Source organism: Bacillus sp. YBWC18 (genome assembly GCF_002998775.1).
Classification (GTDB): Bacteria; Bacillota; Bacilli; order Bacillales; family Bacillaceae; genus Bacillus.
In genome coordinates this window covers 318828-343304 of record NZ_PVRI01000002.1, presented here as the reverse complement: position 1 = coordinate 343304, position 24477 = coordinate 318828, and the positions used below count along the sequence as shown (strand labels likewise).

Below are 24477 nucleotides of genomic sequence, written 5' to 3'. Positions count from 1 at the left end.
ATATATGATTGAGATTTTTCTGTTTATTGCAGGCATCACGATGGGGTCGTTCTTTCATCTCGTTGGCGAAAGGCTGCCGGTGAAGCGGTCTATTCTCTTCCCTCGCTCTCACTGCATAGCCTGTAAACAGCCGCTTTCTCTATACGAAATGATCCCGATAGTTTCGTATGCTTTCTTGAGGGGGGCCTGTAAACATTGCGGCACTCGGTTGTCTAGGTTATATCCAATGGTTGAGCTGCTGTCAGGCGGTCTTTTTTTGTTCATTTATAGAATCGCTGGTTTTTCGTTTGAAGGTCTTTTCCTTGTGATTCTTTGTAGTTTATTCGTGATTGCTGTCGTGAGTGATCTTCTCTATATGAAGGTGCCGAACGAGCTGTTTCTCTTCTTTTTCCCTCTTTTCGTCATATACCGCACGCTGGAACCGCTCCTTATTTGGTGGGAAGGAGCGGCTTCTCTGATTTTTTGCATTCTTTTGTTTTCTAGTCTAGATTATTTTAAGCCAAATAGCATGGGCGGAGCTGATATGAAGCTGTTCAGTTTGCTTGCGTTTTGCTTTGGATTCAAGCCGTTCCTTCTCATGCTTTTTCTCTCATGTATCGCTGGAATGGTCTATGCGAAGGTCTTTTCCTTTCAATTAGACGAGCCATTCCCCTTTGTTCCTGCGATCGCTTTTTCTTTTTGGCTGTATCTCTTTGGTGCTTCTGTCTTGTTTCTATTTGGCTAGTCGAAGGGGTGAAAAAATTGGCGAACACTTTTTTGCCCTGCCGACAAAAGTCTTGTTCTTTTTTTTTACTGCTATGTTAAAGTGTGAAACAGAAAGAAGGACGGGTTAAATTCGCGCTGATTCATTGGACAGAAAGGTCTTTCTTACAAACATGTCAGAAAGCGGGGAATGACAGTGAAAAAGAGGCAGGCAAAAAAACAAGGGCTCAAGGTCAATATTAATGGCAAGGAAGAAATGCTGCATGAAGATGATCATCAGCCGCCAAAACAGCAGGAAGATCAAGTGACGTTTTCGAATTGGGAGGAAAAGAGGCAGTCGGAACAGGAGACAGCGGCTTCTCAGGAAGATTCGTCTAAACCGCAAGAAGAAGATTTCCAGTGGGATGATGCAGCTGATCATATTTATCATTCTGATCCAAAGGTCGTCACGCCTTATCAAAAGAAAAAAGGCTCCTTTGATCAGAAGTTTGGTAAAAACCGCGGCCCCTTCAAGAGAGTGATGACAACGATTGTGTTTGCGGTGGTGCTTGGGACAGGCCTTGGGGTGTTTGCGCTTAGTTTAAGTCAAGATGGTACACCAAGTCCATCAGGTGGAGATATCAGTGTCTCAGCATCTGGATCTGGAAATCAATCATCGATGAAAGCCGGCGGGGATGCGCCGAAAGCAGATACTACGGATGAATCAAAAGAGAACAACGATGAAAAAAGTGCCTCTGGCAGTTTGTCAACCTTTGTTGTACAGGCTGGGAAATTTTCTTCTGAAAAAGGAGCAGATGACTTAGTTGGAAGCTTAAAAGATGCAGGATATGCGGGGAAAAAGGTCTCAATGGATGATGGATATTATGTCATTGCTGGGCTTGCGACAGAGCAGGGAATGACAAGCGCTGTAGGGAAGAAGCTGATCGATCAGCACTTTGAGGCGTGGGGAGGAAAGGAGCTCTCATTTCAAGTACCGGATGAGCTGACTAGTTTAATAGAAAAGGCATCTGTATTATCCTCTAAAGTGATTGCCGGCGATGAAGTGGATCAAAAGGAAGTCACGCAGCTGGTTTCTGAGCTTGAAAGTGCCAAAACAGCGGACGCATCGGCTAAAAGCAGTTTGCTAAAAGCTGTGCAGCTATTAAATGACCCAACTGCTGAAAACGGCTGGAAATCTCAGCAGGCACTGCTTGATCAATTAAATACGTAAAATCATTTTTTTAGAAACGAAACTAGTCAAAAAATGACTAGTTTTTTTCTTTTACATCCAACATAATGATGAAGGTACATGAAAAATGAATTTTCGTAGATTGTCGGTAAGATGTACATTTGCTAGGATGAATGGGTATCTTACTTCTTAGGCTAAACCCTGAAAGGATGAACAAACATGAACCAATTGATTCTCGCATCTCAATCACCTAGAAGAAAAGAATTGCTTGATCTAGCAGGGTTTTCTTATGACATTCAAGCAAGTCATTTAAAAGAAGAAATAAATCGAAACCTTTCTCCTTCTGAGAACGTCCAATGGTTGGCAGAACAAAAAGCAAATGATATTCAAAGATTAAATCCTAAAGCTGTGATCATTGGTGCAGATACAATTGTTGCAATTGACGGCAAATGTCTTGGGAAACCAAAAGATAAGAAAGAAGCGGCTTTCATGCTTCAATTATTATCAGGAAAGACACATCAAGTCTTGACGGGTGTCACGGTTCAGTCAGAGAATAGAAAAGAAACATTTTATGAACAGACAGAAGTGACATTTTGGACGCTGACTCAAAATGAAATAGACCGCTATATCAATACGGGCGAGCCCCTTGATAAAGCGGGAAGTTATGGCATTCAAGGGAAAGGCGCACTGTTTGTTCAAAAAATAGATGGTGATTATTTTTCCGTTGTAGGTCTACCTATTGCGAAAACAGTCAGAGTGCTTGAAACCTTTGGAATCACCCCTTTTTGAAGACAGGAAGGAATTCTAAAAGGAGTGGTCATCCTGAACGATTTCCCTATGCTGCTAAAGCATTTCCCTCATGATGAAAAACCGAGAGAACGTTTTATCAAATATGGGCCCAGCAGTTTGTCAAATCATGAACTTGTTGCGATCCTTCTAAGGACAGGCACAAAAAAAGAATCAGTTCTCCAAATTTCCGCAAGACTTCTGCAAACATTTGGCGGTCTTCGCTCTGTTAAAGAAGCCTCAATTGAAGAAATGTCGAAGATCCGAGGAGTTGGAAAGGCGAAGGCGATTTCTCTTTTAGCTGCTTTAGAACTCGGCACTAGATTACACCATCAAACGACGGATAACCGCTATGTGATCCGCACACCAGAAGACGGAGCGAACTTTGTGATGGAAGATATGAGATTTTTGACACAGGAAAATTTCGTTTGTCTTTATCTCAATACCAAAAATCAAGTTCTTCATAAACATACCGTGTTTATTGGAAGCCTGAATTCATCGATCGTTCACCCGCGTGAAATTTTCAAAGAGGCCTTTAAACGTTCGGCGGCTTCATTTATATGTGTGCACAACCATCCATCTGGAGATCCGACGCCCAGCAGGGAAGATATTGAAGTTACACAGCGACTTTTTGAATGTGGAAAGCTGATTGGAATACAGCTGCTTGATCATCTTGTCATAGGTGATCAAAAATTTGTGAGTTTGAAGGAAAAAGGGTATTTGTAACACTTTTTTTTTCAATGTTTTACGATATAATAGAGTTTATGAGTTTTTCCCTAAAGGGAATTTTGGTTTAAGAAAGGAAGATACATACATATGTTTGGAATCGGTACAAAAGACCTTGGAATAGATCTTGGAACAGCGAATACGCTTGTTTTTATTAAAGGAAAAGGCATTGTTGTAAGAGAACCTTCGGTCGTAGCTTTGGAAACTGATACGAAGTCTATAGTGGCGGTCGGAAATGACGCTAGAAACATGATTGGCCGTACACCTGGTAATGTTGTGGCGCTACGCCCGATGAAAGACGGAGTCATTGCAGATTACGAGACGACAGCAACAATGATGAAATATTACATTAATCAAGCATTAAAAGGCAAAGGGCTTTTTGCTCGTAAACCTTACGTGATGGTATGTGTACCATCTGGTATTACAGCTGTAGAAGAGCGTGCAGTCATTGATGCAACAAGACAAGCTGGTGCACGTGACGCATACCCGATTGAAGAGCCATTTGCTGCGGCGATCGGTGCTAACCTGCCTGTATGGGAGCCAACAGGAAGTATGGTTGTAGACATTGGCGGCGGTACAACAGAGGTAGCCATTATTTCTCTTGGCGGCATTGTGACATCACAATCGATCCGCGTGGCAGGAGATGAAATGGATGATGCGATCAGCAGCTACATCCGTAAAACGTATAACCTGATGATCGGTGACCGTACGTCAGAAGCCATTAAAATGGAAATCGGTTCTGCGCAGCCTGATGTACATGATGAGATGGATATTCGCGGCCGTGACCTTTTAACAGGTCTGCCAAAAACGATCTCTATTACGGCAGATGAGATTGCAAAAGCGCTTCGCGATACGGTGGAAACAATTGTCGATGCGGTGAAAATGACACTTGAAAAAACCCCGCCTGAGCTGGCAGCAGATATTATGGACCGCGGAATCGTTTTAACAGGCGGCGGTGCATTGCTGCGTAATCTTGACAAAGTCATTAGTGATGAAACGAAGATGCCAGTCATTATTGCTGAAGACCCGCTTGACTGTGTGGCAATCGGTACAGGAAAAGCACTAGAGCACATTCATTTGTTCAAAGGAAAATCTAAAGATAATCGATAATCGGGCGTAAATAAAGAGGTGTAAGACATGCCGCAGTTTTTTATGAATAAAAGATTAATGTTGCTCCTTGTCTGTGTCATCGTACTGGTGGCCATGATTGGTTTTTCAGTGAAAAGCGGCAGAGGTGCTTCATGGCCGGAAAAATTAGTGGGGGATACGACAGGCTTTTTTCAAGGTGTCTTTCATAAACCATCACAATTTATTGCCGGTATTTATGGGAACGTACAAGATTTAAAGAACACATATGATGAAAACGAGCGTCTTCGAAAAAAACTTGATGGACAAACTCAATATGAGGCGAAACTTCAAGAGCTAGAAGATGAGAACAAAAAGCTTCGCAAGCAGCTCGGATATGTGAACTCTATTCGTGATTATACGCCAATTCTATCAACGGTTATCGCGAGAAACCCGTCCCTTTGGGATAGCTTTGTGATGATTGATAAAGGGAAAAAACAAGGCGTTGACAAAGATATGGCGGTCACAAATGAGAGTGGTGCGTTAATTGGGAAAATTGAAAGTGATAAGCTCAACAATTTTACTTCAACTGTAAGGTTGCTAAGCTCTACGGACCAAAATAATAGAATTTCAACGAAAATTTTTGCGAAAAAGGGCAAAGAAGAACTCAACGGAATTATTAACAGTTATGACAGTAAGAAAAAAATGCTGACAATGAATATTCTGAAATCTGATGCAGATGGAGATGTCAAAAAAGGAGATCTTGTTGAAACATCTGGAGCAGGGGGCGTATTCCCGCAAGGCTTGACGATTGGTAAGGTGAGTGAAATCGAACCAGATCATTACGGCCTGACAAAAATTATTTATGTAGAACCAGCGGCTGAACTCAACAATTTAGACCGCGTGATTGTGGTGAATCGCAGCTCAAGTACGGCAGATGCATCTGAATTGACGAAGGAGGAAGGCTCGTGAGACGTGTCCTTCTTGCTTTCGTCATGTTGTTTATCTTCGTATTTGACAGTATTTTTGTCGATCTAGTGAAGCTCCCATTTGTTTCAGACAATCAAATTTTAGCTCCTCATTTCATCTTACTCGCACTTGTATTTATGACTGCTTTTGTGAATCAAAAATATGGTGTGATTTTCGGTTTTATCTTTGGACTTTTATATGATATTTCGTATACAGGCATACTTGGTGTTCATATGTTTGGCTTTGGAGCGCTCTGCTATTTGCTAGCGAAAGCCTTTAAAGTTCTGCAAACGAATATGTTAGTGGTCGTCTTTCTGTCGATTATTGCTGTTTCCGTGATGGAGTTTTATGTATACGGCGTTCAAGCGACAATTCAATCAGGGATTATGCCGTTTAATACGTATGTCATCGAACGCTTTATTCCAACGATTCTTTTAAATACTGCTGCGTCTCTCATACTTGTTGTGCCGCTTAGGCTCTTTTTCATCAATATGAAACAAGGACTGATCGACGAATAAAAGCAGGAGTTTGTCCAATTACGGCGAAATGAGTATGTTGTTGAGGTGAGCATCTTGAAAACTCAAAAACAGCAATATGTGACGATAAAAGGTACAAAAAACGGATTAACATTACAGTTAAATGATGACTGTTCGTTTGATGACCTTCTTTCTGGCTTGCGAGAGGTTCTTTTACTTGAGCAATATACAGATGGTAGAGAAGGGCATAAGGTTAATGTGCATATTAAGCTTGGTTTTCGGTATTTAACAGAGGATCAGGAAATGCGTTTGACTGAAGCGGTCTCTGAAAATGAACATCTCGTCATTCACTCAATTGAAAGTGACGTCATGTCAACTGAAGAGGCGAGACGATTAAAAGCAGAGGCCGAAATTACCTCTGTAGCCAAAATTGTGCGCTCTGGACAGGTGCTGTATGTCGAAGGAGATCTCTTATTAATAGGAGATGTCAATCCTGGCGGAACGATTCGTGCAGGGGGAAATATTTTTGTGCTCGGCGCATTAAAAGGCGTAGCACATGCTGGATGTAATGGGAATAAACAAGCTGTCATTGCGGCATCTCGTATGATTCCAACTCAGCTTCGCATCGCACAAGTGTTTAATCGTGCACCAGATCAAAAAGAAGATGGAAACGAAATGGAATGTGCTTATTTAGATATAGATGGCAACATGATCATTGAACGCCTGCAGCAATTGGCTCATATAAGACCTAATCTGACAAGGCTTGAGGGAGGAATGTGAAATTGGGCGAGGCTATTGTGATTACCTCAGGAAAAGGCGGCGTTGGCAAAACAACAACATCAGCAAACTTAGGCACAGCACTAGCAATTCAAGGGAAAAAAGTGTGTCTAGTGGATACCGATATTGGCCTTCGTAATCTAGATGTCGTGATGGGGCTTGAGAACCGCATTATTTATGATCTAGTCGATGTAGTAGAAGGAAGATGTAAAATTCACCAAGCGCTTGTAAAAGATAAGCGTTTCGAGGATCTTTTGTATCTTTTACCCGCTGCTCAAACAAGCGATAAAACGGCTGTAGAGCCGGAGCAGATCAAAGAATTAATTCAATCATTGAAACAAGACTTTGATTATGTCGTCATTGATTGCCCTGCTGGAATCGAGCAAGGCTTTAAAAATGCTGTATCTGGTGCAGATAAGGCAATTGTCGTGACGACGCCTGAGATCTCAGCTGTGAGAGATGCTGACCGTATCATCGGCTTGTTAGAACAAGAAGATATCGAACCACCTCGTTTGATTGTCAACCGTATTCGTACACACATGGCGAAAAGTGGCGATTCAATGGATGTGGATGAAGTTGTACATCACTTATCGATTGATCTTCTTGGCATTGTGGCAGATGATGATGACGTGATTAAGGCTTCAAACAATGGTGAACCGATTGTCATGGATGCTAAAAATAAAGTATCGATTGCGTATCGTAATATCGCCCGCCGTGTACTAGGCGAATCTGTTCCGCTTCAATCATTTGAAGATGAAAACAAAGGAATGTTTGCGAAGCTGAAAGCATTTTTTGGTGTAAGAGCATAAGCATTCAAGTAAGATGAGACCGATTCGATGAGAATCGGTCTTTTTGTTGCATATCAGATGAGGTCGTCACATAAAATGTACAAACTGTTTGTATGTAAAGGGTGATCTCATGAAAAGAGTGGACGAGTACCGAAAGAAAATCGCGCAGCGCCGCAAAACGAAGCAGCCAGCTGCTCCACCTAAGAAGACGACTTTCAAGAAAAAAGAAGATATCCCTCCATGGGTCATGCTGACAGAGGAAGAAAAGCATTCAGGGTCGTCTTCCTTTGAGTCGTCGTCTCACCAGCCGAAGAAATATCGGCATCCGTTATTTAACCCCAATGCTTTTGTGCTTAAATGTTTATTATCTGCGTCCCTTGTGTTGATTGCAGCCATTTCATTTAAAGGTCATGCAGGGCCGTTTCAGCAGCTGAAGCCGATCATTACGCAGACCTTTGAGCAAGATTTTCAATTTGCTGCTGCCAATCACTGGTTTGAGAAAACAGTTGGAAACCCCCTTGCCTTTTTAACCGACAAAAAGGCAGACCAAAAAGATGTACAAGCGAACCAAGAACTGGCTGTACCTGCTTCTGGAAAAGTGCAGGAATCCTTTACGCAAAATGGAGCAGGTGTCAAAGTCGAAACATCGGCTGAAGCCATTGACAGTATGAAAGAAGGCTATGTGGTAGAGGTAAAAAAGAAAAGTGACACAGGGCTTACAGTGGTCGTGCAGCATGCGGATAACAGCTATAGCTGGTACGGTCAGTTAAAGGAAGCCGATGTGGCCTTATACGATTTTGTCGATAAGGGTGAGAAAATTGGCCAGATCTCACTTGATGATCAAGGAAAGGGCACGTATTACTTTGCCATTAAGCAAAATGAACAGTTTATCGATCCTATTCAGGTGATGACCTTTGAATAGATGGCTGGTCATGCTGACGAAAATTCACATTCATCCGCTGCTGTGGATTGTGATGGCGTTTGCGATTCTCTCTGGTCAAATCAAGCCGCTGCTTTGTCTGCTCATCATCGTCTTTGTCCATGAGCTTGGACATGCAGCGGCTGCTTGCTATTATCATTGGCGCATTCGGCGGATTTTTTTACTGCCATTTGGCGGAGCGGTAGAAGTAGAAGAGCATGGGAACCGTCCGCTAAAGGAAGAGCTGGCGGTCATTTTATGCGGGCCGCTCCAGCATGTACCGCTCCAGCTTATGGCATGGCTTTTCATGGAAACTTCTCTTATTTCGCACGACATTTTTACGATGTTCACTTTTTATAATATGGCGATTTTTCTTGTGAATCTTTTGCCTATTTGGCCGCTTGATGGCGGGAAATTATTCTTTTTGCTCTTATCAGCATATTACCCTTTCCAACGTGCACATGCCCTTGCCATAAAAGGCTCACTTGTCTTTTTCGTTCTATTGACTGCAGGGCTGCTTTTGTTTGCGCCGCTGCAATTCAACGGCTGGGTGCTGCTCACTTTTTTAGCCTATTCACTCGTAATGGAACACCGACAGCGGCATTACGTCAGGGTCCGCTTTTTACTAGAACGCTATTACGGTAAAAAAGAGCAAAAGGTAGAAAAGCTTATTCCGCTGAGAGCGAGCGCTGAGGAAAAAGTATATGAAGTCATGGCGCGATTCCAAAGAGGCTGTAAGCATCCGATTATTATTGAAAGAGATGGCGTGAAAATGAGCCAGCTTGACGAAAATGAACTGCTCCATGCGTATTTTTCAGATCGAAGAACCACCTCCTCAATGGAAGAGCTCCTTTTGCCGTACTAGTGATGAAAATACGTTGACATTCTGCGTCTAATTTGATATATTTTTTAATGTTATGGATATGTAGCACCCGTGCTACAACCGCGCGAAGCAGGTGTAAAGAGCCTAAGGCCCCCTGTATTCGGCGAGTCTGAGTTTATTAGGAGGTGCAGAGATGTACGCAATTATCGAAACTGGTGGTAAACAAGTAAAAGTTGAAGAAGGTCAAACTGTTTATGTTGAAAAACTAGCTGCTGAAGCAGGTGAAACAGTAACTTTTGAAAACGTATTGTTTGTCGGCGGAGACACTGTCAAAGTGGGTAACCCTTCAGTTGCTGGAGCAACAGTAACGGCTAAAGTTGAAAAACAAGGTCGCGGTAAGAAAATTACTGTGTTCAAGTACAAACCGAAGAAAAACAACCACAAGAAACAAGGTCATCGTCAACCTTACACTAAAGTTGTTATCGAAAAAATCAACGCTTAAGGCGTGTGAGTGATATGATCAAAGCAACCATTACTCGGTCGGCAGCAGATGAAAGCATTACGTCTTTTCAGATGACTGGACATGCCGAGTTTGCTGAAAAAGGTCAGGATCTCGTTTGTGCAGGTGTATCTGCTGTTGTTTTCGGCTCAGTCAATTCAATTATTGCACTGACAGGATTGGACCCTCTGCTTGATATTGGTGAAGAAGGCGGCTATTTCTCTTTTGAATTGCCGGCTGATACAGAGCCAGTATCCTTTGAAAAAGCCCAGCTGCTTTTAGAAGGCATGGTCGTTTCCTTAGAGACAATCGAACGAGATTATCACGATTATGTGAGAATATCTACAAAAAAATAGGAGGTGAACTTCATGCTTAGATTAGATCTTCAATTTTTCGCATCTAAAAAAGGGGTAGGTTCTACAAAGAACGGACGTGACTCTGAGTCTAAACGTTTAGGCGCTAAACGTGCTGATGGTCAATTCGTAACTGGTGGTTCTATCCTTTATCGTCAACGTGGAACGAAAATCTATCCAGGTGAAAACGTTGGACGCGGAGGCGACGACACTCTTTTCGCTAAAATCGACGGAACGGTTAAATTCGAACGTTTCGGTCGTGACCGTAAAAAAGTGAGCGTATATCCTGCGGCACAATAATTGCTAAAAACTCCGGTCATTGACTGGAGTTTTTTTCACTTTTTACACGTAGTATCGAAGATGATAAAAGAAGATGCACTCCATAAATATCAAAGAACGTTTGCTGACTTTGCCTCATTTTCTCCTATAGATCAGAAAAAACAACCTTTCCTCACATAACTAGTGTTTTTCTATGCTGTCTTCTCTGTTATAATTCAGGGAGACATAGTGATGATAAGACTCCTAAAAGAGAGACCAAACGATTGGGAGTGCGATAATGGAAGAGATACCAAGTAAACAAAACGAAAAATTAACTCACGTTGCATTAACAAATGAATTGATCTATCTGCTCAGTCGTTCAAGACACGATTGGATGAATAAATTGCAGCTGATCAAGGGCAACTTGACATTAGAAAAATATGACCGGGTGTTTGAAATTATAGAAGAAATGGTCATTGAAGCACAGCATGAATCCAAACTCTCAAATTTAAAAATTCCCCAATTGGCCTATTACTTTCTAACATTTAATTGGGAGTCGCATTTTATCACCCTAGAATATGAAGTGCTTGGTGAAACCCGAGACTTATCAGCATATGAATCGCAGCTGCTAACGGTATCACAGGAGTTGTTTTCGATATTCGATCAATCAGTTTGCCAAAAAACTGAAAATCATTTAACGGTCACGTTCCAAACAGATCAAGAAGAGGATGATGTGGTCTTATATTTTGATTTCAAAGGAAAATTAACAAGTTTGGATGCGTTAAATGCGTTTCATGACGCAAACTATCCATGTATGAGTGTAGCTCAATTTCATGTGACAAGTCATGAATCCATGATTGAGCTTTGTTTGAGGCAAGAACGAGATATGTGATGCAGAGAAACGGAGGAAGTTATGTTTGTAGATCAGGTTAAAGTGTATGTTAAAGGCGGTGACGGCGGAAACGGTATGGTGGCGTTCCGTCGTGAAAAATATGTGCCAAAAGGCGGACCAGCTGGCGGCGACGGCGGAAATGGTGCAGATGTTGTATTTGAAGTAGACGAAGGACTCAGAACGTTGATGGACTTTCGTTATAAGCGCCATTTTAAGGCGGATCGCGGCGAGCATGGAATGAGTAAAAACCAGCATGGCCGAAATGCGGAAGAAATGATTGTCAAAGTTCCGCCCGGTACGGTCGTGACAGATGCAGAGACGGAACAAGTACTCGCTGACTTAACAGAGCATGGACAGCGGGCAGTCATTGCAAAAGGCGGACGAGGCGGACGTGGAAATTCACGTTTCGCAACACCGGCAAACCCTGCACCGCAGCTTTCTGAAAACGGTGAGCCGGGAAAAGAACGTGACGTCATCTTAGAACTAAAAGTACTTGCAGATGTTGGACTTGTTGGTTTCCCAAGTGTCGGGAAGTCGACACTGCTTTCAATTGTCTCTTCTGCGAAACCGAAAATTGCGGATTATCATTTCACAACGCTTGTGCCGAACCTAGGAGTTGTCGAAACAGATGATAACCGAAGCTTCGTCATGGCGGATCTGCCAGGACTGATCGAAGGAGCGCACGAAGGTGTTGGCTTAGGTCATCAATTTTTACGCCACATTGAGCGGACACGGGTTATTGTCCATGTCATTGATATGTCAGCACTTGAAGGACGTGAACCGTACGAAGATTATGTGACGATTAATGAAGAGCTTGAGCAATACAATATGAGATTGACTGAGCGTCCACAAATCATTGTAGCGAATAAAATGGACATGCCAGATGCAGCTGACAATCTAGCGGCATTTAAAGAAAAATTAACGGATGACTATAAAGTGTTCCCAATTAGTGCGATCACAAGAGAAGGGCTTCGTGAGCTTTTATTTGAAATCGCCAATCAGCTTGAAACAACACCGGAATTCCCGCTCTATAATGAAGAGGAACTGTCTGATAACCGCGTGATGTACAGGTTTGATGAGGGAGATGCACCATTTGAAATCACAAGAGATCCTGACGGTACGTTTGTCATAACGGGTAAAGCACTTGAGCGACTGTTTAAGATGACAGATTTCTCAAGAGACGAGTCCGTGAAACGATTCTCTAGACAACTGCGCGGAATGGGTGTCGATGATGCCTTGCGTGAGCGTGGTGCAAAAGACGGCGACATCATTCGTCTGCTTGAATTTGAATTTGAATTTATTGATTGATCAAAAGGAGGGTCCAGTCCATGGGCTCTCCCGTTTTTAAAAGGGGAGAAAACAGGTGAAAGAAGAAACGTTCTATTTAGTAAGAGAGGATGTCCTTCCAGATGCGATGCGAAAAACGCTTGAAGTCAAAAAGCTTCTCGATCGCAAAAAAGCGGATTCAGTTGCCGATGCTGTTCAACAAGCGGATTTAAGCCGCAGTGCTTTTTATAAATACAGAGATGCTGTTTTTCCATTTTATACAATGGTGAAAGAGCAGATCATCACATTGTTTTTCCACCTTGAGGATCGGTCTGGGGCTCTGTCAAGGCTGCTTCAAATTGTGGCGGACTCTGGCTGTAATGTGTTATCCATTCACCAAACGATTCCGCTGCAGGGAAGAGCGAATGTCACCCTATCCATTAGCACGGCTGGTATGGCAGATGATATCAATACAGTCATGAATCAATTAAGAAAACTTGAATTTGTCGAAAAAGTTGAAATTCTAGGTTCTGGGGCGTAAAAGGAGAGATCATAGCAGATGAAGCAATTAACTGTAGGTTATTTTGGACCAGAGGCAACATTTACTCATTTGGCCGTATGCTCTTGCTTTCCAACAGATGCAGTGCAGCGTGCCTATGCAACGATTCCGCAATGTATGGATGCTGTGTCAAAAGGCGAAGTAGATTTGGCGGTCGTTCCACTTGAAAATGCACTCGAAGGATCTGTGAACTTAACGATTGATTATTTAATTCATGAGGAAGCGCTGTCCATTGTTGGTGAAATGACAGCACCGATTCGGCAGCATTTGCTTGTCCACCCATCAAGAGCGGAAAGCTGGGAGACATTAGATGTGATCCAATCACATCCGCACGCGATTGCCCAGTGTCATCAATTTCTGAAAAAGCAGTACCCAGATATTCCGCATCGTCCAGTAGAATCAACAGGTTATGCAGCAAAATATATCAGTGAGCATCCGGATGAGGCTGCTGGGGCCATTGCCAATGAAATTGCCGCACAAACGTATGGTTTAACGATTGCAAAAAAAGACATTCATGATTATCCGCACAATCATACACGCTTTGTTATTTTACATAAAGATCCTAAGGCGTCGTTCCCAATGAATGCTGGGTTCTCATCGAAGCCAAAAACGACCATTGTGGTCAGTCTGCCAAAGGATGATCAATCAGGTGCATTGCATCGCGTGTTATCTGCTTTTTCTTGGCGGAATCTCAACTTGTCAAAAATTGAATCTCGTCCGACAAAAACAGGTCTTGGACACTATTTATTTATTATAGATATAGAAAAAGAAATGGATGATGTCCTTGTCCCTGGCGCGATTCAGGAATTAGAAGCGATTGGCTGTGAGGTCAAACTGCTCGGCAGCTACCAAACATATGAACTAACGAATGAAAAATAGTGTCCCTTGCAGGACACTATTTTTTAGTCTTTAATTAAAAAACCAGCGTCATCGAGCGCTTGAATGGCTTGGTCAAGCTGCTTTTGACTGTAAGAAGTGAGTGTATGTAAATGCACGCCGTCTGTTAGTTCTGACAAGTAGGAGGCGCCCGTGTTAGAAATGTGATGAACGAAATCAGCTACTTGCTTGCGAGTACTGACGCGAATAGAGGCCGTTAGTTCACCGTAAACAGGGTGCTCTATGATCACATCTTTCACTGTCACACCAAAGTCTACAATCAAGGTCAGTTCCTCTTCTGTGCGAACAGGATCATGCTTGCAGGCGATGATTTGTTCAATTTCTCTTTCTGGCGCATGCTGCGGTGCCATATACACATAGCCTTGACTTGTAGCAATAATGGGCTCGTTTTTTGCTTTTAATAGTGACATATCTTGTACAATGACTTGTCGAGAGACAGCCGCCTTTTTAGCCAAAAAACTTCCGGTGAGCGGTGTATCTGTTTCTTTCAGCCACTCTAAAATGGCGTTTCTTCTCTCTTCGCCAATGAGTTTCCTCTCTTGCTCCACGTCTTATGCTCCTTTCTTCTCCTTTTGCAATTGTTCAAATGTATGCAAAAGCTGATCGATGTCCTCTTTTGATGACTTCGATCCAAATGATAGTCGAATGAATTGAAGGGCATCACGATCTGATACGTGTAATGCCTTCACAGCCGGGGAAGGATGATGATAACCTGAAGCACATGCGCTTCCAGTCGATATACAAATCCCATGCCGGTTACATGCTAACATTACATATTGTCCTTCAAACCCTTCAAAAAAACAACCAATAATATGAGGCAGCATGCGGCGATTGCCATTGTTTTGAAGTGTACGAACAGGAAGTTGTCTCATTTTCAGCTGCTGAAGAAAATAATCACGAAGCAGCTCATTCTGTTGATGCTGCTCATCTAGCTTAAGCATCAATTGTTCGCTCGCAGCAGCAAAAGCACCGATGCATGGAACGTTCACTGTTCCAAGGCGGAAGCCATTTTCCTGAACTGCACCTGAATATAAAGGCTTCCAAGCAACATGTGCGCCCATATAGACAGCACCAGCTCCTTTAGGTGCATACACTTTATGGCTAGAGATGGACACGGCATCAACCCCAAGCTCCTTGATGGACACACGAATCTTTCCGAATGTTTGCACGGCATCTGTATGAAAAAGAATGTGCCTTTCTTTTAAAAGGGGTGCTAATTCAGCGAGCGGCTGGATAATCCCTGTTTCTGAATTAGCATGCTGAATAGATACTAGTCCTGTTTCAGGCAATAATGCTTCTTTGAGAATGTCCTGAGTGATGATCCCATCTTGATTCGGTTCAATGATTGTGACCTTCACGCCAAGACGCTCTAAGCTACTAACCGCATGATGAACAGAAGGGTGCTCTACAGAAGTTGTGATGACATGCTGCCTGTGTGCTGGCAGACCATTTGCGATCGATTGAATCGCCAGAAGATTGGATTCTGTTCCGCCGCTTGTAAAGTAGATGCCGTCTGGTTCGCCCTCAAGAATGGCAGCGAATGATTGTCTGCTGTAAGTCAGTATGTCATTTGCTCTTCCACCTGCATCATGAAGACTGCTTGCATTCCCGTAGCAATCTTGACTTAGCTGCTGAAAAACATGCAGTGCTTCCTTCGAAACAGGTGTAGAAGCTGCGTAATCTAAATAAACCAATCCATCCATCTCCTATGAGAAAATTTTTTCTTGTATTTATTGTAGTGTTGTGTAATGATATGTGTCAAGACAGGTGTAAATGACAGGAGGGGCGAAGGTGTCATCAATCAAAAAAGTCATTGTGGTGGGATCAGGCATTGCAGCGCTTTCCTTTGCAAAAACCATTTCAGAAAGCTGCCAAGTTATCATGATGACAAAAAAACAATTTTCCTCTAGTAATTCCATGCTTGCGCAAGGAGGAATCGCTGCTGCCTTTTCAGCACAGGATTCAGTTCATCAGCATGTACAAGACACATTAGCTGCCGGCTGTAAACACAATGATGAGAGGGCGGTACAAGAGATCGTAAGTCTTGGAAAGCAATTGGTGGAGCAGCTCGTAGAAGAAGGCTGTCCATTTGATCAAACGGAGACGGGCGAGCCGCAATTAGGTAAAGAGGGGGCACATACGACTCATCGCATTTTGCATGCAGGAGGAGACCAAACAGGCAAAACACTCGTGCAGTATTTAAAAAGTCAGCTTGGCTCACATATTCATTTATACGAATATCACCATGTCATTGATCTATTGGTCCATGAAGGAACCTGCATGGGTGTGGTGTGGAAAGACGAGAAAGGACACGTCCATACCATGACCGCAGATGCAGTTGTTTTATCCACGGGCGGCTGCGGCTCCCTATATGAAACAAACACAAATGACCCTTCTGTAACAGGAGACGGACTGATGATGGCCTATCGAGCCGGGGCACAATTAGCAGATCTTGAATTTGTTCAATTCCACCCCACCCTCTTGACGATCGCTGGAAAAGCAGTCGGTCTCGTTTCAGAGGCAGTCCGGGGAGAGGGAGCCTATTTAGAAGATGAAACAGGCAGGAGGATGATGAAAGGCATTCACCCACAAGCTGATTTAGCGCCTAGAGATGTAGTCGCTAGAGCTATTTTTCATGAGCAGCAATTAGGTCATGATCTGTATCTCAATATCCGCGAGATTCCACATTTTTCAGCTCGTTTTCCAGCAATTAATGCGATGTGTCAGCGGGCAGGTGTCGATATGGCAAGCGGCAGGCTCCCAGTTTCCCCTGGTATGCATTTTTTAATGGGCGGAATCTGCGTGAATGAATATGGAGAAACCACTGTTCCATCTCTTTTTGCTATCGGAGAAGCGGCCTGTACAGGCTTACACGGAGCGAACCGATTAGCGAGTAATTCTCTCTTGGAAGGTCTCGTTTTAGGAAACAAAGCGGCACGGAGAATTGAACAGGTACCTAAACAGAAAAAAACAATCCCATCTTTTTCTATTCAAGAAGTATGGTCCGTCCCAGCGATTTCAGAGGATCAGTTGAGACAATGGATGATGACATATGCCGCAATTGTAAGAGACGAAAAAGGGCTAAAGACCTTGCTTCAAGTATTACAGCAAGTCCCTTATCAGCAAACGAATGTGAAGAATATCACAAGTGAACAGATCGAATTAAGCAATCAATGGGCATTAGCGATTTGCCTTGTGAAGTCTGCATTACTTCGTACAGAAAGCAGAGGCGGCCATTTTCGAATGGATTATCCAAATCGGAATGATGCTTTGTGGCGGGGCATGCAGATTGTCCATGAAAAAGGCCACATTCATATGATGAAAAATGAAAGGATCGGTGCCAAATGGAACGTTTACAGTTAAAACAAATGATGACTCATTTTTTCACAGAAGATATTGGCTTTGGAGATGTATCAGCTGATGCCATTTTTGGAGAAAAGAAAGGAACAGCATACATCATCGCAAAACAATCGGGTGTATTGGCAGGTTCTCAAGTCATTGACATAGGGTACCGCCTGCTGAATGAACAGATTCAAGCTGAGTTGTTTTTTGAGGAAGGTGATTGGATTCATTCAGGCGCTGTGCTGGCGAAAATAAAGGGGCCGGTCAGCGACTTATTAAAAGGAGAAAGGGTCATTTTAAATGTCTTGCAGCGCATGACAGGTATCGCCACATTAACACATGAAGCGGTGCAGCGATTAGCGGATCCGTCGATTACGATTTGTGATACGAGAAAAACGACTCCCGGCTTGCGCATGTTAGAGAAATACGCTGTGAAGACAGGAGGCGGAAAGAATCATCGCTTCGGCTTATCAGATGGAGTGATGATTAAAGATAATCATATTGCCGCATGCGGCTCTATTCGTGAAGCAGTAGAGAAAGCAAGAGCGTATGCCGGTCATATGGTGAAAATTGAAGTGGAAATTGAATCAGAAACGCAGCTAATGGAAGCCATTGATGCAAAAGCTGATGTCATCATGTTTGACAACTGCTCTCCAGACGAAGTAAAACGTTTTAAACAAATGACGCCGGAGATAATTCTGACGGAGGCTTCAGGAGGCATCACATTAGAAACATTGCCAAGTTACAGGGGGACAGGTGTCGACCTTATTTCACTTGGTTTTCTGACACATTCTGCTCCAGCATTTGATTTTAGTATGAATATGGAATTCAGTCATAAAGGGGGAACAACTCATGTCACTGCTTGATGTACTCGCAAATCAACATGCAGCCATGATGCCAAAAGAATATAAACACCGCTCTGTTGATGAGATGAAGCAGCGTGTGTTAGACATTAAACGGGCCTTTGGATCAAAGCTTTTTATACCGGGGCATCATTATCAAAAGGATGAAGTCATCCAATTTGCAGATGCAACAGGAGACTCACTGCAGCTCGCACAAATAGCCGCGGACAATCAGGAGGCTGAGTACATTGTGTTTTGCGGTGTTCACTTCATGGCTGAAACGGCAGATATGCTGTCAAATAAGAATCAAAAGGTCCTATTGCCAGATATGAGAGCAGGCTGTTCAATGGCTGATATGGCGAACATGAAACAAACGGATAGAGCATGGGAGCAGCTCACTGATCTGTTTGGGGATACGATCCTGCCGCTCACGTATGTCAACTCAACAGCGGATATTAAAGCATTTGTCGGCAAGCATGGCGGGGCGACTGTTACATCGTCAAACGCTAAAAAAGTGCTGGAGTGGGCACTCACACAAAAAGAGCGGATTCTGTTTCTCCCTGATCAGCACTTAGGGCGTAATACGGCATTCGATTTAGGCATTTCACTAGAAGAAATGGCTGTCTGGGATCAAATAGAAGAAAAGCTCATCACCGATCAGCCGCTTTCTCGCATCAAGATGATTTTATGGAAAGGCCATTGCTCTGTCCATGAGAAATTTACGGTGCGGAATATTGAAGAAACGAGAAAAAGAGATCGTGACATTCAAATCCTTGTCCATCCAGAATGCACGCATGAAGTCGTCAGGGCTTCTGATCTTGCCGGTTCAACGAAATTTATTATTGATACGATTAAGGAAGCGCCAGCAGGAAGCAAGTGGGCGATTGGAACAGAGATGAATTTAGTCAAGCGGATAATAGATCAGCATCCAGATAAACAAATTGAATCCCTCAATCCGGATATGTGTCCATGTTTGACCATGAATCGGATCGATCTTCCTCATTTGTTATGGTCACTAGAAAGCATTGAGAAAGGTGATCTGGTCGGTTTGATTCAGGTCAATGAAGACATTACCAAAGAGGCTTTACTTGCACTGAATAAAATGCTCGCCATTAAATAATAAATCAGCCCCTCCTATCAGAAAACAAGTTTTTATCATATCGGCTTGTAAATAGGCATAAATTTATGGTGAAACATATTGTACTTCTGACATAACCGTTACGTTCACGTTTTGCATAGGAGGGGAAAACGTTGAAAATTCATATTGTGCAAAAAGGAGACTCCCTTTGGAAAATTTCAAAGAAATACGGAGTCGACTTTCAAGAATTGAAAAAACTAAATTCACAACTCAGTAACCCAGATTTGATCATGCCGGGTATGAAGATCAAGATTCCATCTAGTGGTGTTCCTGTAAAAACAGATCATCACAAAGCAAAAGAAATGCCAAAGCCGAAAGAACATCCGTATGTGAAAGAAAAGCCAAAAGATGTCGTGCAAGTGCAAGATACGAAGCCGAAAGAAAAGCCAAATGAACCGGTACCTTATGTACCGCCAGTGCCAAAGATCGAGCATCCAGTTTTTCCACAAGTCGATGTGAACTATTATCAGACCAATCTCTACCAGCCATTCACGCCTCCTCCCAAAAAAGAACATCATGAGAAAAAAGATTACGTTCATGAAAAGAAAGATCATGTTCATGACAAAAAGGATCACAAAGATCATGTTCATCATGAAAATAAGGACTATAAAGATAACAAAGAACATTTTTATGATGAAAATAAGGACCATAAAGATAACAAGGAACATTTTCATCATGAAAATAAGGACCATAAAAATAACAAGGACCATTTTTATGATGAAAATAAAGGCCATCTAAAAGATGAAGTGGCAAAGGGGTATGATCCGTTTATTCATATTCCGCATCAAAAGGAGGAGGGAAAAGATATGGAGCAAAGCAATTACCCAAACCTTCCTAATTTCCCGCAAATGCCGAATGTTGGAGGCGCAGCGGTAGGAGGAATGGCTGAGAATAAAGAGCATCATCACCATCACCAGCATCATGACTCATATGATCCTTATTATGGTTTTGGTCATGGACATTACATGCCGGCAATGTATCCATATCCGCAACAAATGGTGCCAGCATCGCCAATTTTACCAGGTTCAGGTCTTTGTTATCCTGTCCAGCCATATTATCACCATCACATGATGCCATATCCATACCCAGCTCAGCCGTATTATCCTGCGTATCAAGCGCCAGCTTATTACGGGGAACATTATGAACATCATGCACATCATGCAAACGACGGGCATCACTGGCACCACCATATGCACCCAAATGCCAATGCGAACGTGAATCAAGGCTTTTATCCAAACGTTTCAAATGAAGCTTATGGCAAGGAAGACTGTGGATGTGATGATGGCATGAAGCAGCATCAGCCATGGTCAGGACATTATCCGAATCCTGTTCCTTATGGCCAAATGGGGGGTTATCCAGCTCAGCCTTATATGCAGCCATATCCAGGTCAATCTGTTTTTGCAAGGCCAGAAGAAGACGAAGAAGATTAATGACAGAAGGAACGATCTCAATCGTTCCTTTCAGCGTGTAGACAAACCCTCGCATTCGTTGTCAGGGCTGTGCTCCGGTGCTCACGAATGTCAAATTCGCTCCGCTCCGGTGCTCGCCCTTCCTAGACTGCAAAGGTTTTCTATCACGCTGAAAAAGAGACAAAGGGCTAAAATAAAGATCATTTTAACAATCTGGAAGGAACGATCTCAATCGTTCCTTTTTTTGTTTATAACTGACAGCTTGATTTTTTCCCAAACTGTACATGCTAAAACAGAGCCTGTTTCGCGCTCATGAGATTGAATTTGTACAGGGGGTTTTTCGTTTGAGACAAAAATGGCAAAAAACGATCGCATTAGTGCTTCTTCCTATTGGGTTAACGGCATGTGGTACAAATGATAATGCAGGTGTAGATACACGTCATAATCAATCAGGTCAGCCAGTCGGATATCATTCGAATAACCGTGCGGCTGACAATAATCAAGATCATCAAGGGCCAGTTTCTGAACTCATGGAGGGGATGAACGGTGGGAACACAACGAATGTTGATTATCGCACCCGTCCTCAAGCCGATGATCGAATGCCTCTCGCAGGTGGAGATGGACGCTACAGTCATGGAGATATGAACTATCATAACCAAATGTCGTTCTCTGGCTACGATAAACAAGAGAACGTCCAGCGTTCAAGAAAAATTGCCAACCGTGTCAATAAAATGAACCACGTTGCAGACTCACAGGTGATGGTGACAGATGAAAATGTGTATATTGCCATTAAATCAGATGGACGTCTGACGTCAGAGGGCGTATCACAAGTTGAAGAAGCAGCGACTCGTTATGCGGATGGAAGAGCTGTCCAAGTCATTAAAGACGAGGGTGCTTTCACACGCTTTAGAGATATGAGAAGAACACAATTTGAAACAGGCCAAACAGGCATGACTCGATAGGTTGGAGAATAAGAAAGGCTAAAGTTCCTCAAGAACTTTAGCCTTTTCTTAAAAATAACCCTTGATGCCTGTATAAAATTCGTTAAAGAAATACCAGCCAAATCCAAGTAATAAAATACCAGCAATAATGAAGGTCCCTTTGATCATCGTTCGATTCATCACTTTTCTTGTTAAGGATACATGGGGGAGAAGACCGATGTCATGAAGGAGAATCCCTGCCAAAATACCGCCTGAAGCCAGCATAAATTCAGATGAATCTGTTTTTGTATATGCATCTGCCAGTACAGCACCGAATACTGAAACCCAGAACACAAGGTTTCCAGGGGACACCGCGACAAGCAAGCCGTTTCTGTACGTTTTTGCGAATGATTTATTGACTTTTTCGCCAGCTAAATGGATGTCTTGATCCGAATTATTAAGAATACTGCTCCGATCAGCCAGAGCGGGATTTGGACAAATGGCAGTGATAAAAACTGAGCAAATTCAGCATCCATGAAAGAATCCGTTTTTTAATCCCTGTTTTGTCATTTCAACCGTGATCGCTCCAACTGGCAGAGCAATTGACAATCCTACGACAATAAATGCGAGAAATGTTTGCAATCGACTAGAACTTCATTTGGAAAAATTTGTATAAAAATTCTCAGTTTAGATTAACTATACATAATAGGAGAAAAGGATCAATGATTATTTCATATTTTATCGAAATGAGTGGGAGAGATGATGTATATAAAGGTGCATATCAAGCTTGCTGTATCTCTTTTGTAGTGGAAAGGAACTATTTTCCTAAAACTTCTTTTTTTCATGGCATCTCTATGCTACACTGTTGTGGAAATCAATAAATGTGACTAGGGGTGCCCGCAGTTGGGCTGAGAGAGAAGTGTATGCTTCTTAACCCTTTGGACCTGATCTGGCTCGTACCAGCGTGGGGAAGTTGAAGATGATACATGGGTCATATGAATGACATTCATGTTTATTTCTGTCGACGAAACCAGGTTCTGTTCATAGAGCCTGGTTTTTTTGCTGGTGCTGATTCCATCCTGTCCGGTGACAAGAAGAGAAGGAGAGAACAGCAAATGAAAGAAAAGAAAAATACCCCAACAACTCAATCCTTATTATCAAGCTTTGACGGCAGCCGAAAGGTGTATGAGAAAGGATCAAGACCTGACATTTTAGTGCCAAAAAGGGAGATTGCCCTCTCAAAAACTGTGACACAGGCGGGGAACATTCAAAATGAACCGATTCGTGTGTACGATACGAGTGGACCGTACACCGATGAGAGAGCCCATATTGATGTCACTAAGGGATTAAAACGCCTTAGGGCAGCATGGATCGAAGAAAGAGGGGATACAGAAAGCTATGAAGGGCGCCATGTGAAACCAGAAGATAACGGATATCGTTCTAAGGAAAAAGAGTCCTTTCATCATGTTCATACTGATTTTCATCATGAGCCGCTCCGCGCAAAACAAGGTGCCTGTGTGACGCAAATGCATTATGCAAAAAAAGGTATTGTGACGCCTGAAATGGAGTTTATCGCGTTAAGAGAAGAGCTAAGCCCTGAGTTTGTGAGAGAGGAAGTAGCCAGCGGAAGAGCAGTCATTCCAGCGAATATTAACCATCCTGAAAGTGAACCGATGATTATTGGAAGGCATTTTCACGTCAAAATCAATGCGAATATTGGCAATTCAGCTGTGACATCATCCATTGATGAAGAGGTAGAAAAGATGACATGGGCGATCAGATGGGGTGCAGACACCATGATGGACCTGTCTACAGGAAAGGACATTCATACAACGAGAGAATGGATCATACGGAATTGCCCAGTCCCAGTAGGAACCGTTCCCATTTATCAGGCGCTTGAAAAAGTAAATGGAGTGGCAGAAGATTTGACGTGGGACGTGTACAGAGACACATTAATTGAACAAGCAGAGCAAGGAGTAGACTACTTTACGATTCATGCGGGCGTGAGGTTAAGGTATATTCCGCTGACAGTCGATCGGGTGACCGGAATTGTTTCAAGAGGCGGTGCCATTATGGCAAGGTGGTGTCTTGCCCATCATCAAGAGAATTTCCTCTATACCCACTTCGAAGACATTTGTGAGATTATGAAAACGTATGATATTGCTTTTTCACTTGGAGACGGTCTGAGACCAGGCTCGATTGCTGATGCCAATGATGAGGCACAGTTTGCAGAGCTTGAAACGTTAGGTGAATTGACAGAGATCGCTTGGAAACATGATGTACAGGTGATGATTGAAGGGCCTGGACATGTTCCGATGGATAAAATCAAAGAGAATGTGGACAAGCAAATGGAGATTTGCAAAGAGGCACCATTTTATACGTTAGGGCCTCTTACAACAGATATTGCCCCGGGATATGATCACATTACATCCGCCATCGGTGCGGCCATGATCGGCTGGTATGGAACAGCGATGCTATGCTATGTGACGCCAAAAGAGCATTTAGGTCTGCCGAACAAAGAAGATGTAAGAGAAGGTGTGATTGCCTATAAAATTGCCGCACATGCCGCTGATCTAGCAAAAGGACATCCTGCTGCTCAAAAGCGCGATGATGCTTTATCGAAAGCGAGGTTTGAATTTAGGTGGCGTGACCAATTCCACCTGTCACTTGATCCAGAAAGAGCGATGGCGTTCCATGATGAAACATTGCCTGCGGAAGGCGCTAAGACTGCCCATTTTTGCTCGATGTGCGGACCGAAGTTTTGCAGTATGAAAATTTCACATGATATTCGCAATCAATCAGAAGAAGTGAAAAGAGAGATGGAGAAGAAGGCGAAGGAGTTTATCAGCCAAGGAAGTCAAATTTATTCATCCTAAAAAAAGAACCTCGCACATATGTTGTGC

26 protein-coding genes, 1 pseudogene, 1 riboswitch and 1 other annotated feature are annotated in these 24477 nt (G+C 42.9%); of the genes and pseudogenes, 24 read left to right on the top strand and 3 right to left on the bottom strand.

Annotation, left to right across the window (positions count from 1 at the left end):
* Positions 1–4 precede the first annotated feature (4 nt).
* The 18 genes from C6348_RS08065 to pheA all read left to right on the top strand — a co-directional run bounded on the left by C6348_RS08065 (position 5) and on the right by pheA (position 13905).
* Positions 5–724 carry a prepilin peptidase gene (locus C6348_RS08065; RefSeq protein ID WP_106042563.1) on the top strand — a complete coding sequence of 240 codons (720 nt, stop codon included), beginning with the start codon at positions 5–7 and terminating at the stop codon, positions 722–724.
* Between the two features lie 168 nt (positions 725–892).
* Positions 893–1912 carry an SPOR domain-containing protein gene (locus C6348_RS08060; protein WP_106042561.1) on the top strand — a complete coding sequence of 340 codons (1020 nt, stop codon included), beginning with the start codon at positions 893–895 and terminating at the stop codon, positions 1910–1912.
* 177 nt (positions 1913–2089) lie between these two features.
* Positions 2090–2659, top strand: a complete 570-nt coding sequence (locus C6348_RS08055) for a Maf family protein (protein WP_106042559.1) — start codon at positions 2090–2092, stop codon at positions 2657–2659.
* 48 nt (positions 2660–2707) lie between these two features.
* Complete coding sequence (radC, locus tag C6348_RS08050; protein WP_034662037.1) at positions 2708–3382, top strand: RadC family protein; 675 nt, start codon at positions 2708–2710, stop codon at positions 3380–3382.
* Between the two features lie 90 nt (positions 3383–3472).
* Complete coding sequence (locus C6348_RS08045) at positions 3473–4492, top strand: rod shape-determining protein (RefSeq protein WP_012010766.1); 1020 nt, start codon at positions 3473–3475, stop codon at positions 4490–4492.
* A gap of 27 nt (positions 4493–4519) precedes the next feature.
* Positions 4520–5419: a rod shape-determining protein MreC gene (gene mreC / locus C6348_RS08040; RefSeq protein ID WP_106042557.1), complete on the top strand. Its 900-nt coding sequence runs from the start codon at positions 4520–4522 to the stop codon at positions 5417–5419.
* Positions 5416–5934: a rod shape-determining protein MreD gene (gene mreD, locus C6348_RS08035; RefSeq protein ID WP_106042555.1), complete on the top strand. Its 519-nt coding sequence runs from the start codon at positions 5416–5418 to the stop codon at positions 5932–5934. The genes mreC and mreD overlap by 4 nt, the downstream gene beginning before the upstream one ends.
* Before the next feature lie 54 nt (positions 5935–5988).
* Positions 5989–6672, top strand: a complete 684-nt coding sequence (gene minC, locus C6348_RS08030; RefSeq protein ID WP_034661644.1) for a septum site-determining protein MinC — start codon at positions 5989–5991, stop codon at positions 6670–6672.
* Between the two features lie 2 nt (positions 6673–6674).
* Positions 6675–7478, top strand: a complete 804-nt coding sequence (gene minD, locus C6348_RS08025; protein ID WP_003216504.1) for a septum site-determining protein MinD — start codon at positions 6675–6677, stop codon at positions 7476–7478.
* A 109-nt stretch (positions 7479–7587) separates the two neighbouring features.
* Positions 7588–8379 (top strand): M23 family metallopeptidase, encoded by a 792-nt coding sequence (locus tag C6348_RS08020; protein ID WP_106042553.1) that lies wholly within the window; start codon positions 7588–7590, stop codon positions 8377–8379.
* Complete coding sequence (locus C6348_RS08015) at positions 8372–9241, top strand: M50 family metallopeptidase (RefSeq protein ID WP_106042551.1); 870 nt, start codon at positions 8372–8374, stop codon at positions 9239–9241. The genes C6348_RS08020 and C6348_RS08015 overlap by 8 nt, the downstream gene beginning before the upstream one ends.
* Before the next feature lie 66 nt (positions 9242–9307).
* Positions 9308–9380 (top strand) — a sequence feature (ribosomal protein L21 leader region).
* A 12-nt stretch (positions 9381–9392) separates the two neighbouring features.
* On the top strand, positions 9393–9701 hold the full coding sequence (rplU, locus tag C6348_RS08010) for a 50S ribosomal protein L21 (protein ID WP_003216781.1): 309 nt from the start codon (positions 9393–9395) through the stop codon (positions 9699–9701).
* 14 nt (positions 9702–9715) lie between these two features.
* Positions 9716–10054: a ribosomal-processing cysteine protease Prp gene (locus C6348_RS08005; RefSeq protein ID WP_106042549.1), complete on the top strand. Its 339-nt coding sequence runs from the start codon at positions 9716–9718 to the stop codon at positions 10052–10054.
* A 12-nt stretch (positions 10055–10066) separates the two neighbouring features.
* A complete protein-coding gene (gene rpmA / locus C6348_RS08000) occupies positions 10067–10351 on the top strand; it encodes a 50S ribosomal protein L27 (RefSeq protein ID WP_003216586.1) in 285 nt (94 codons plus the stop codon).
* Positions 10352–10607: 256 nt separating this feature from the next.
* Positions 10608–11201, top strand: a complete 594-nt coding sequence (locus C6348_RS07995; protein WP_106042547.1) for a sporulation initiation phosphotransferase B — start codon at positions 10608–10610, stop codon at positions 11199–11201.
* A 21-nt stretch (positions 11202–11222) separates the two neighbouring features.
* Entirely contained in the window at positions 11223–12509 is a 1287-nt protein-coding gene (obgE, locus tag C6348_RS07990) for a GTPase ObgE (RefSeq protein ID WP_106042545.1), read from the top strand.
* A 55-nt stretch (positions 12510–12564) separates the two neighbouring features.
* Positions 12565–13008, top strand: a complete 444-nt coding sequence (locus C6348_RS07985; protein ID WP_003216269.1) for an ACT domain-containing protein — start codon at positions 12565–12567, stop codon at positions 13006–13008.
* A gap of 18 nt (positions 13009–13026) precedes the next feature.
* Entirely contained in the window at positions 13027–13905 is an 879-nt protein-coding gene (pheA, locus tag C6348_RS07980) for a prephenate dehydratase (protein WP_060596885.1), read from the top strand.
* A 23-nt stretch (positions 13906–13928) separates the two neighbouring features.
* On the opposite strand, the gene C6348_RS07975 is transcribed toward pheA, so the two are convergent.
* Together C6348_RS07975 and C6348_RS07970 are read right to left on the bottom strand one after the other, a co-directional pair.
* Positions 13929–14471, bottom strand: coding sequence for a transcription repressor NadR (locus C6348_RS07975; RefSeq protein ID WP_060596884.1), 543 nt, complete (start codon positions 14469–14471; stop codon positions 13929–13931).
* 3 nt (positions 14472–14474) lie between these two features.
* Positions 14475–15617: an IscS subfamily cysteine desulfurase gene (locus C6348_RS07970; protein ID WP_189293929.1), complete on the bottom strand. Its 1143-nt coding sequence runs from the start codon at positions 15615–15617 to the stop codon at positions 14475–14477.
* A 97-nt stretch (positions 15618–15714) separates the two neighbouring features.
* Between C6348_RS07970 and nadB the strand changes: the two genes are divergently transcribed.
* From nadB to C6348_RS07945, 5 genes are all read left to right on the top strand, one after another.
* On the top strand, positions 15715–17286 hold the full coding sequence (gene nadB / locus C6348_RS07965; protein WP_106042541.1) for an L-aspartate oxidase: 1572 nt from the start codon (positions 15715–15717) through the stop codon (positions 17284–17286).
* Positions 17268–18131 carry a carboxylating nicotinate-nucleotide diphosphorylase gene (nadC, locus tag C6348_RS07960; RefSeq protein WP_106042538.1) on the top strand — a complete coding sequence of 288 codons (864 nt, stop codon included), beginning with the start codon at positions 17268–17270 and terminating at the stop codon, positions 18129–18131. The genes nadB and nadC overlap by 19 nt, the downstream gene beginning before the upstream one ends.
* On the top strand, positions 18118–19227 hold the full coding sequence (gene nadA / locus C6348_RS07955; RefSeq protein WP_106042536.1) for a quinolinate synthase NadA: 1110 nt from the start codon (positions 18118–18120) through the stop codon (positions 19225–19227). The genes nadC and nadA overlap by 14 nt, the downstream gene beginning before the upstream one ends.
* A 131-nt stretch (positions 19228–19358) precedes the next feature.
* Positions 19359–20675, top strand: coding sequence for a SafA/ExsA family spore coat assembly protein (gene safA, locus C6348_RS07950; RefSeq protein WP_106042534.1), 1317 nt, complete (start codon positions 19359–19361; stop codon positions 20673–20675).
* Positions 20676–20998: 323 nt separating this feature from the next.
* Positions 20999–21616, top strand: coding sequence for a YhcN/YlaJ family sporulation lipoprotein (locus C6348_RS07945; protein WP_060596878.1), 618 nt, complete (start codon positions 20999–21001; stop codon positions 21614–21616).
* Positions 21617–21664: 48 nt separating this feature from the next.
* On the opposite strand, the pseudogene C6348_RS07940 reads toward C6348_RS07945, so the two are convergent.
* Positions 21665–22216: pseudogene (locus C6348_RS07940) on the bottom strand (LysE family transporter).
* A 237-nt stretch (positions 22217–22453) separates the two neighbouring features.
* Positions 22454–22562, top strand: a riboswitch (TPP riboswitch).
* 127 nt (positions 22563–22689) lie between these two features.
* Here C6348_RS07940 and thiC point away from each other — a divergent pair.
* A complete protein-coding gene (thiC, locus tag C6348_RS07935; protein WP_034661590.1) occupies positions 22690–24450 on the top strand; it encodes a phosphomethylpyrimidine synthase ThiC in 1761 nt (586 codons plus the stop codon).
* Positions 24451–24477: the final 27 nt, after the last annotated feature.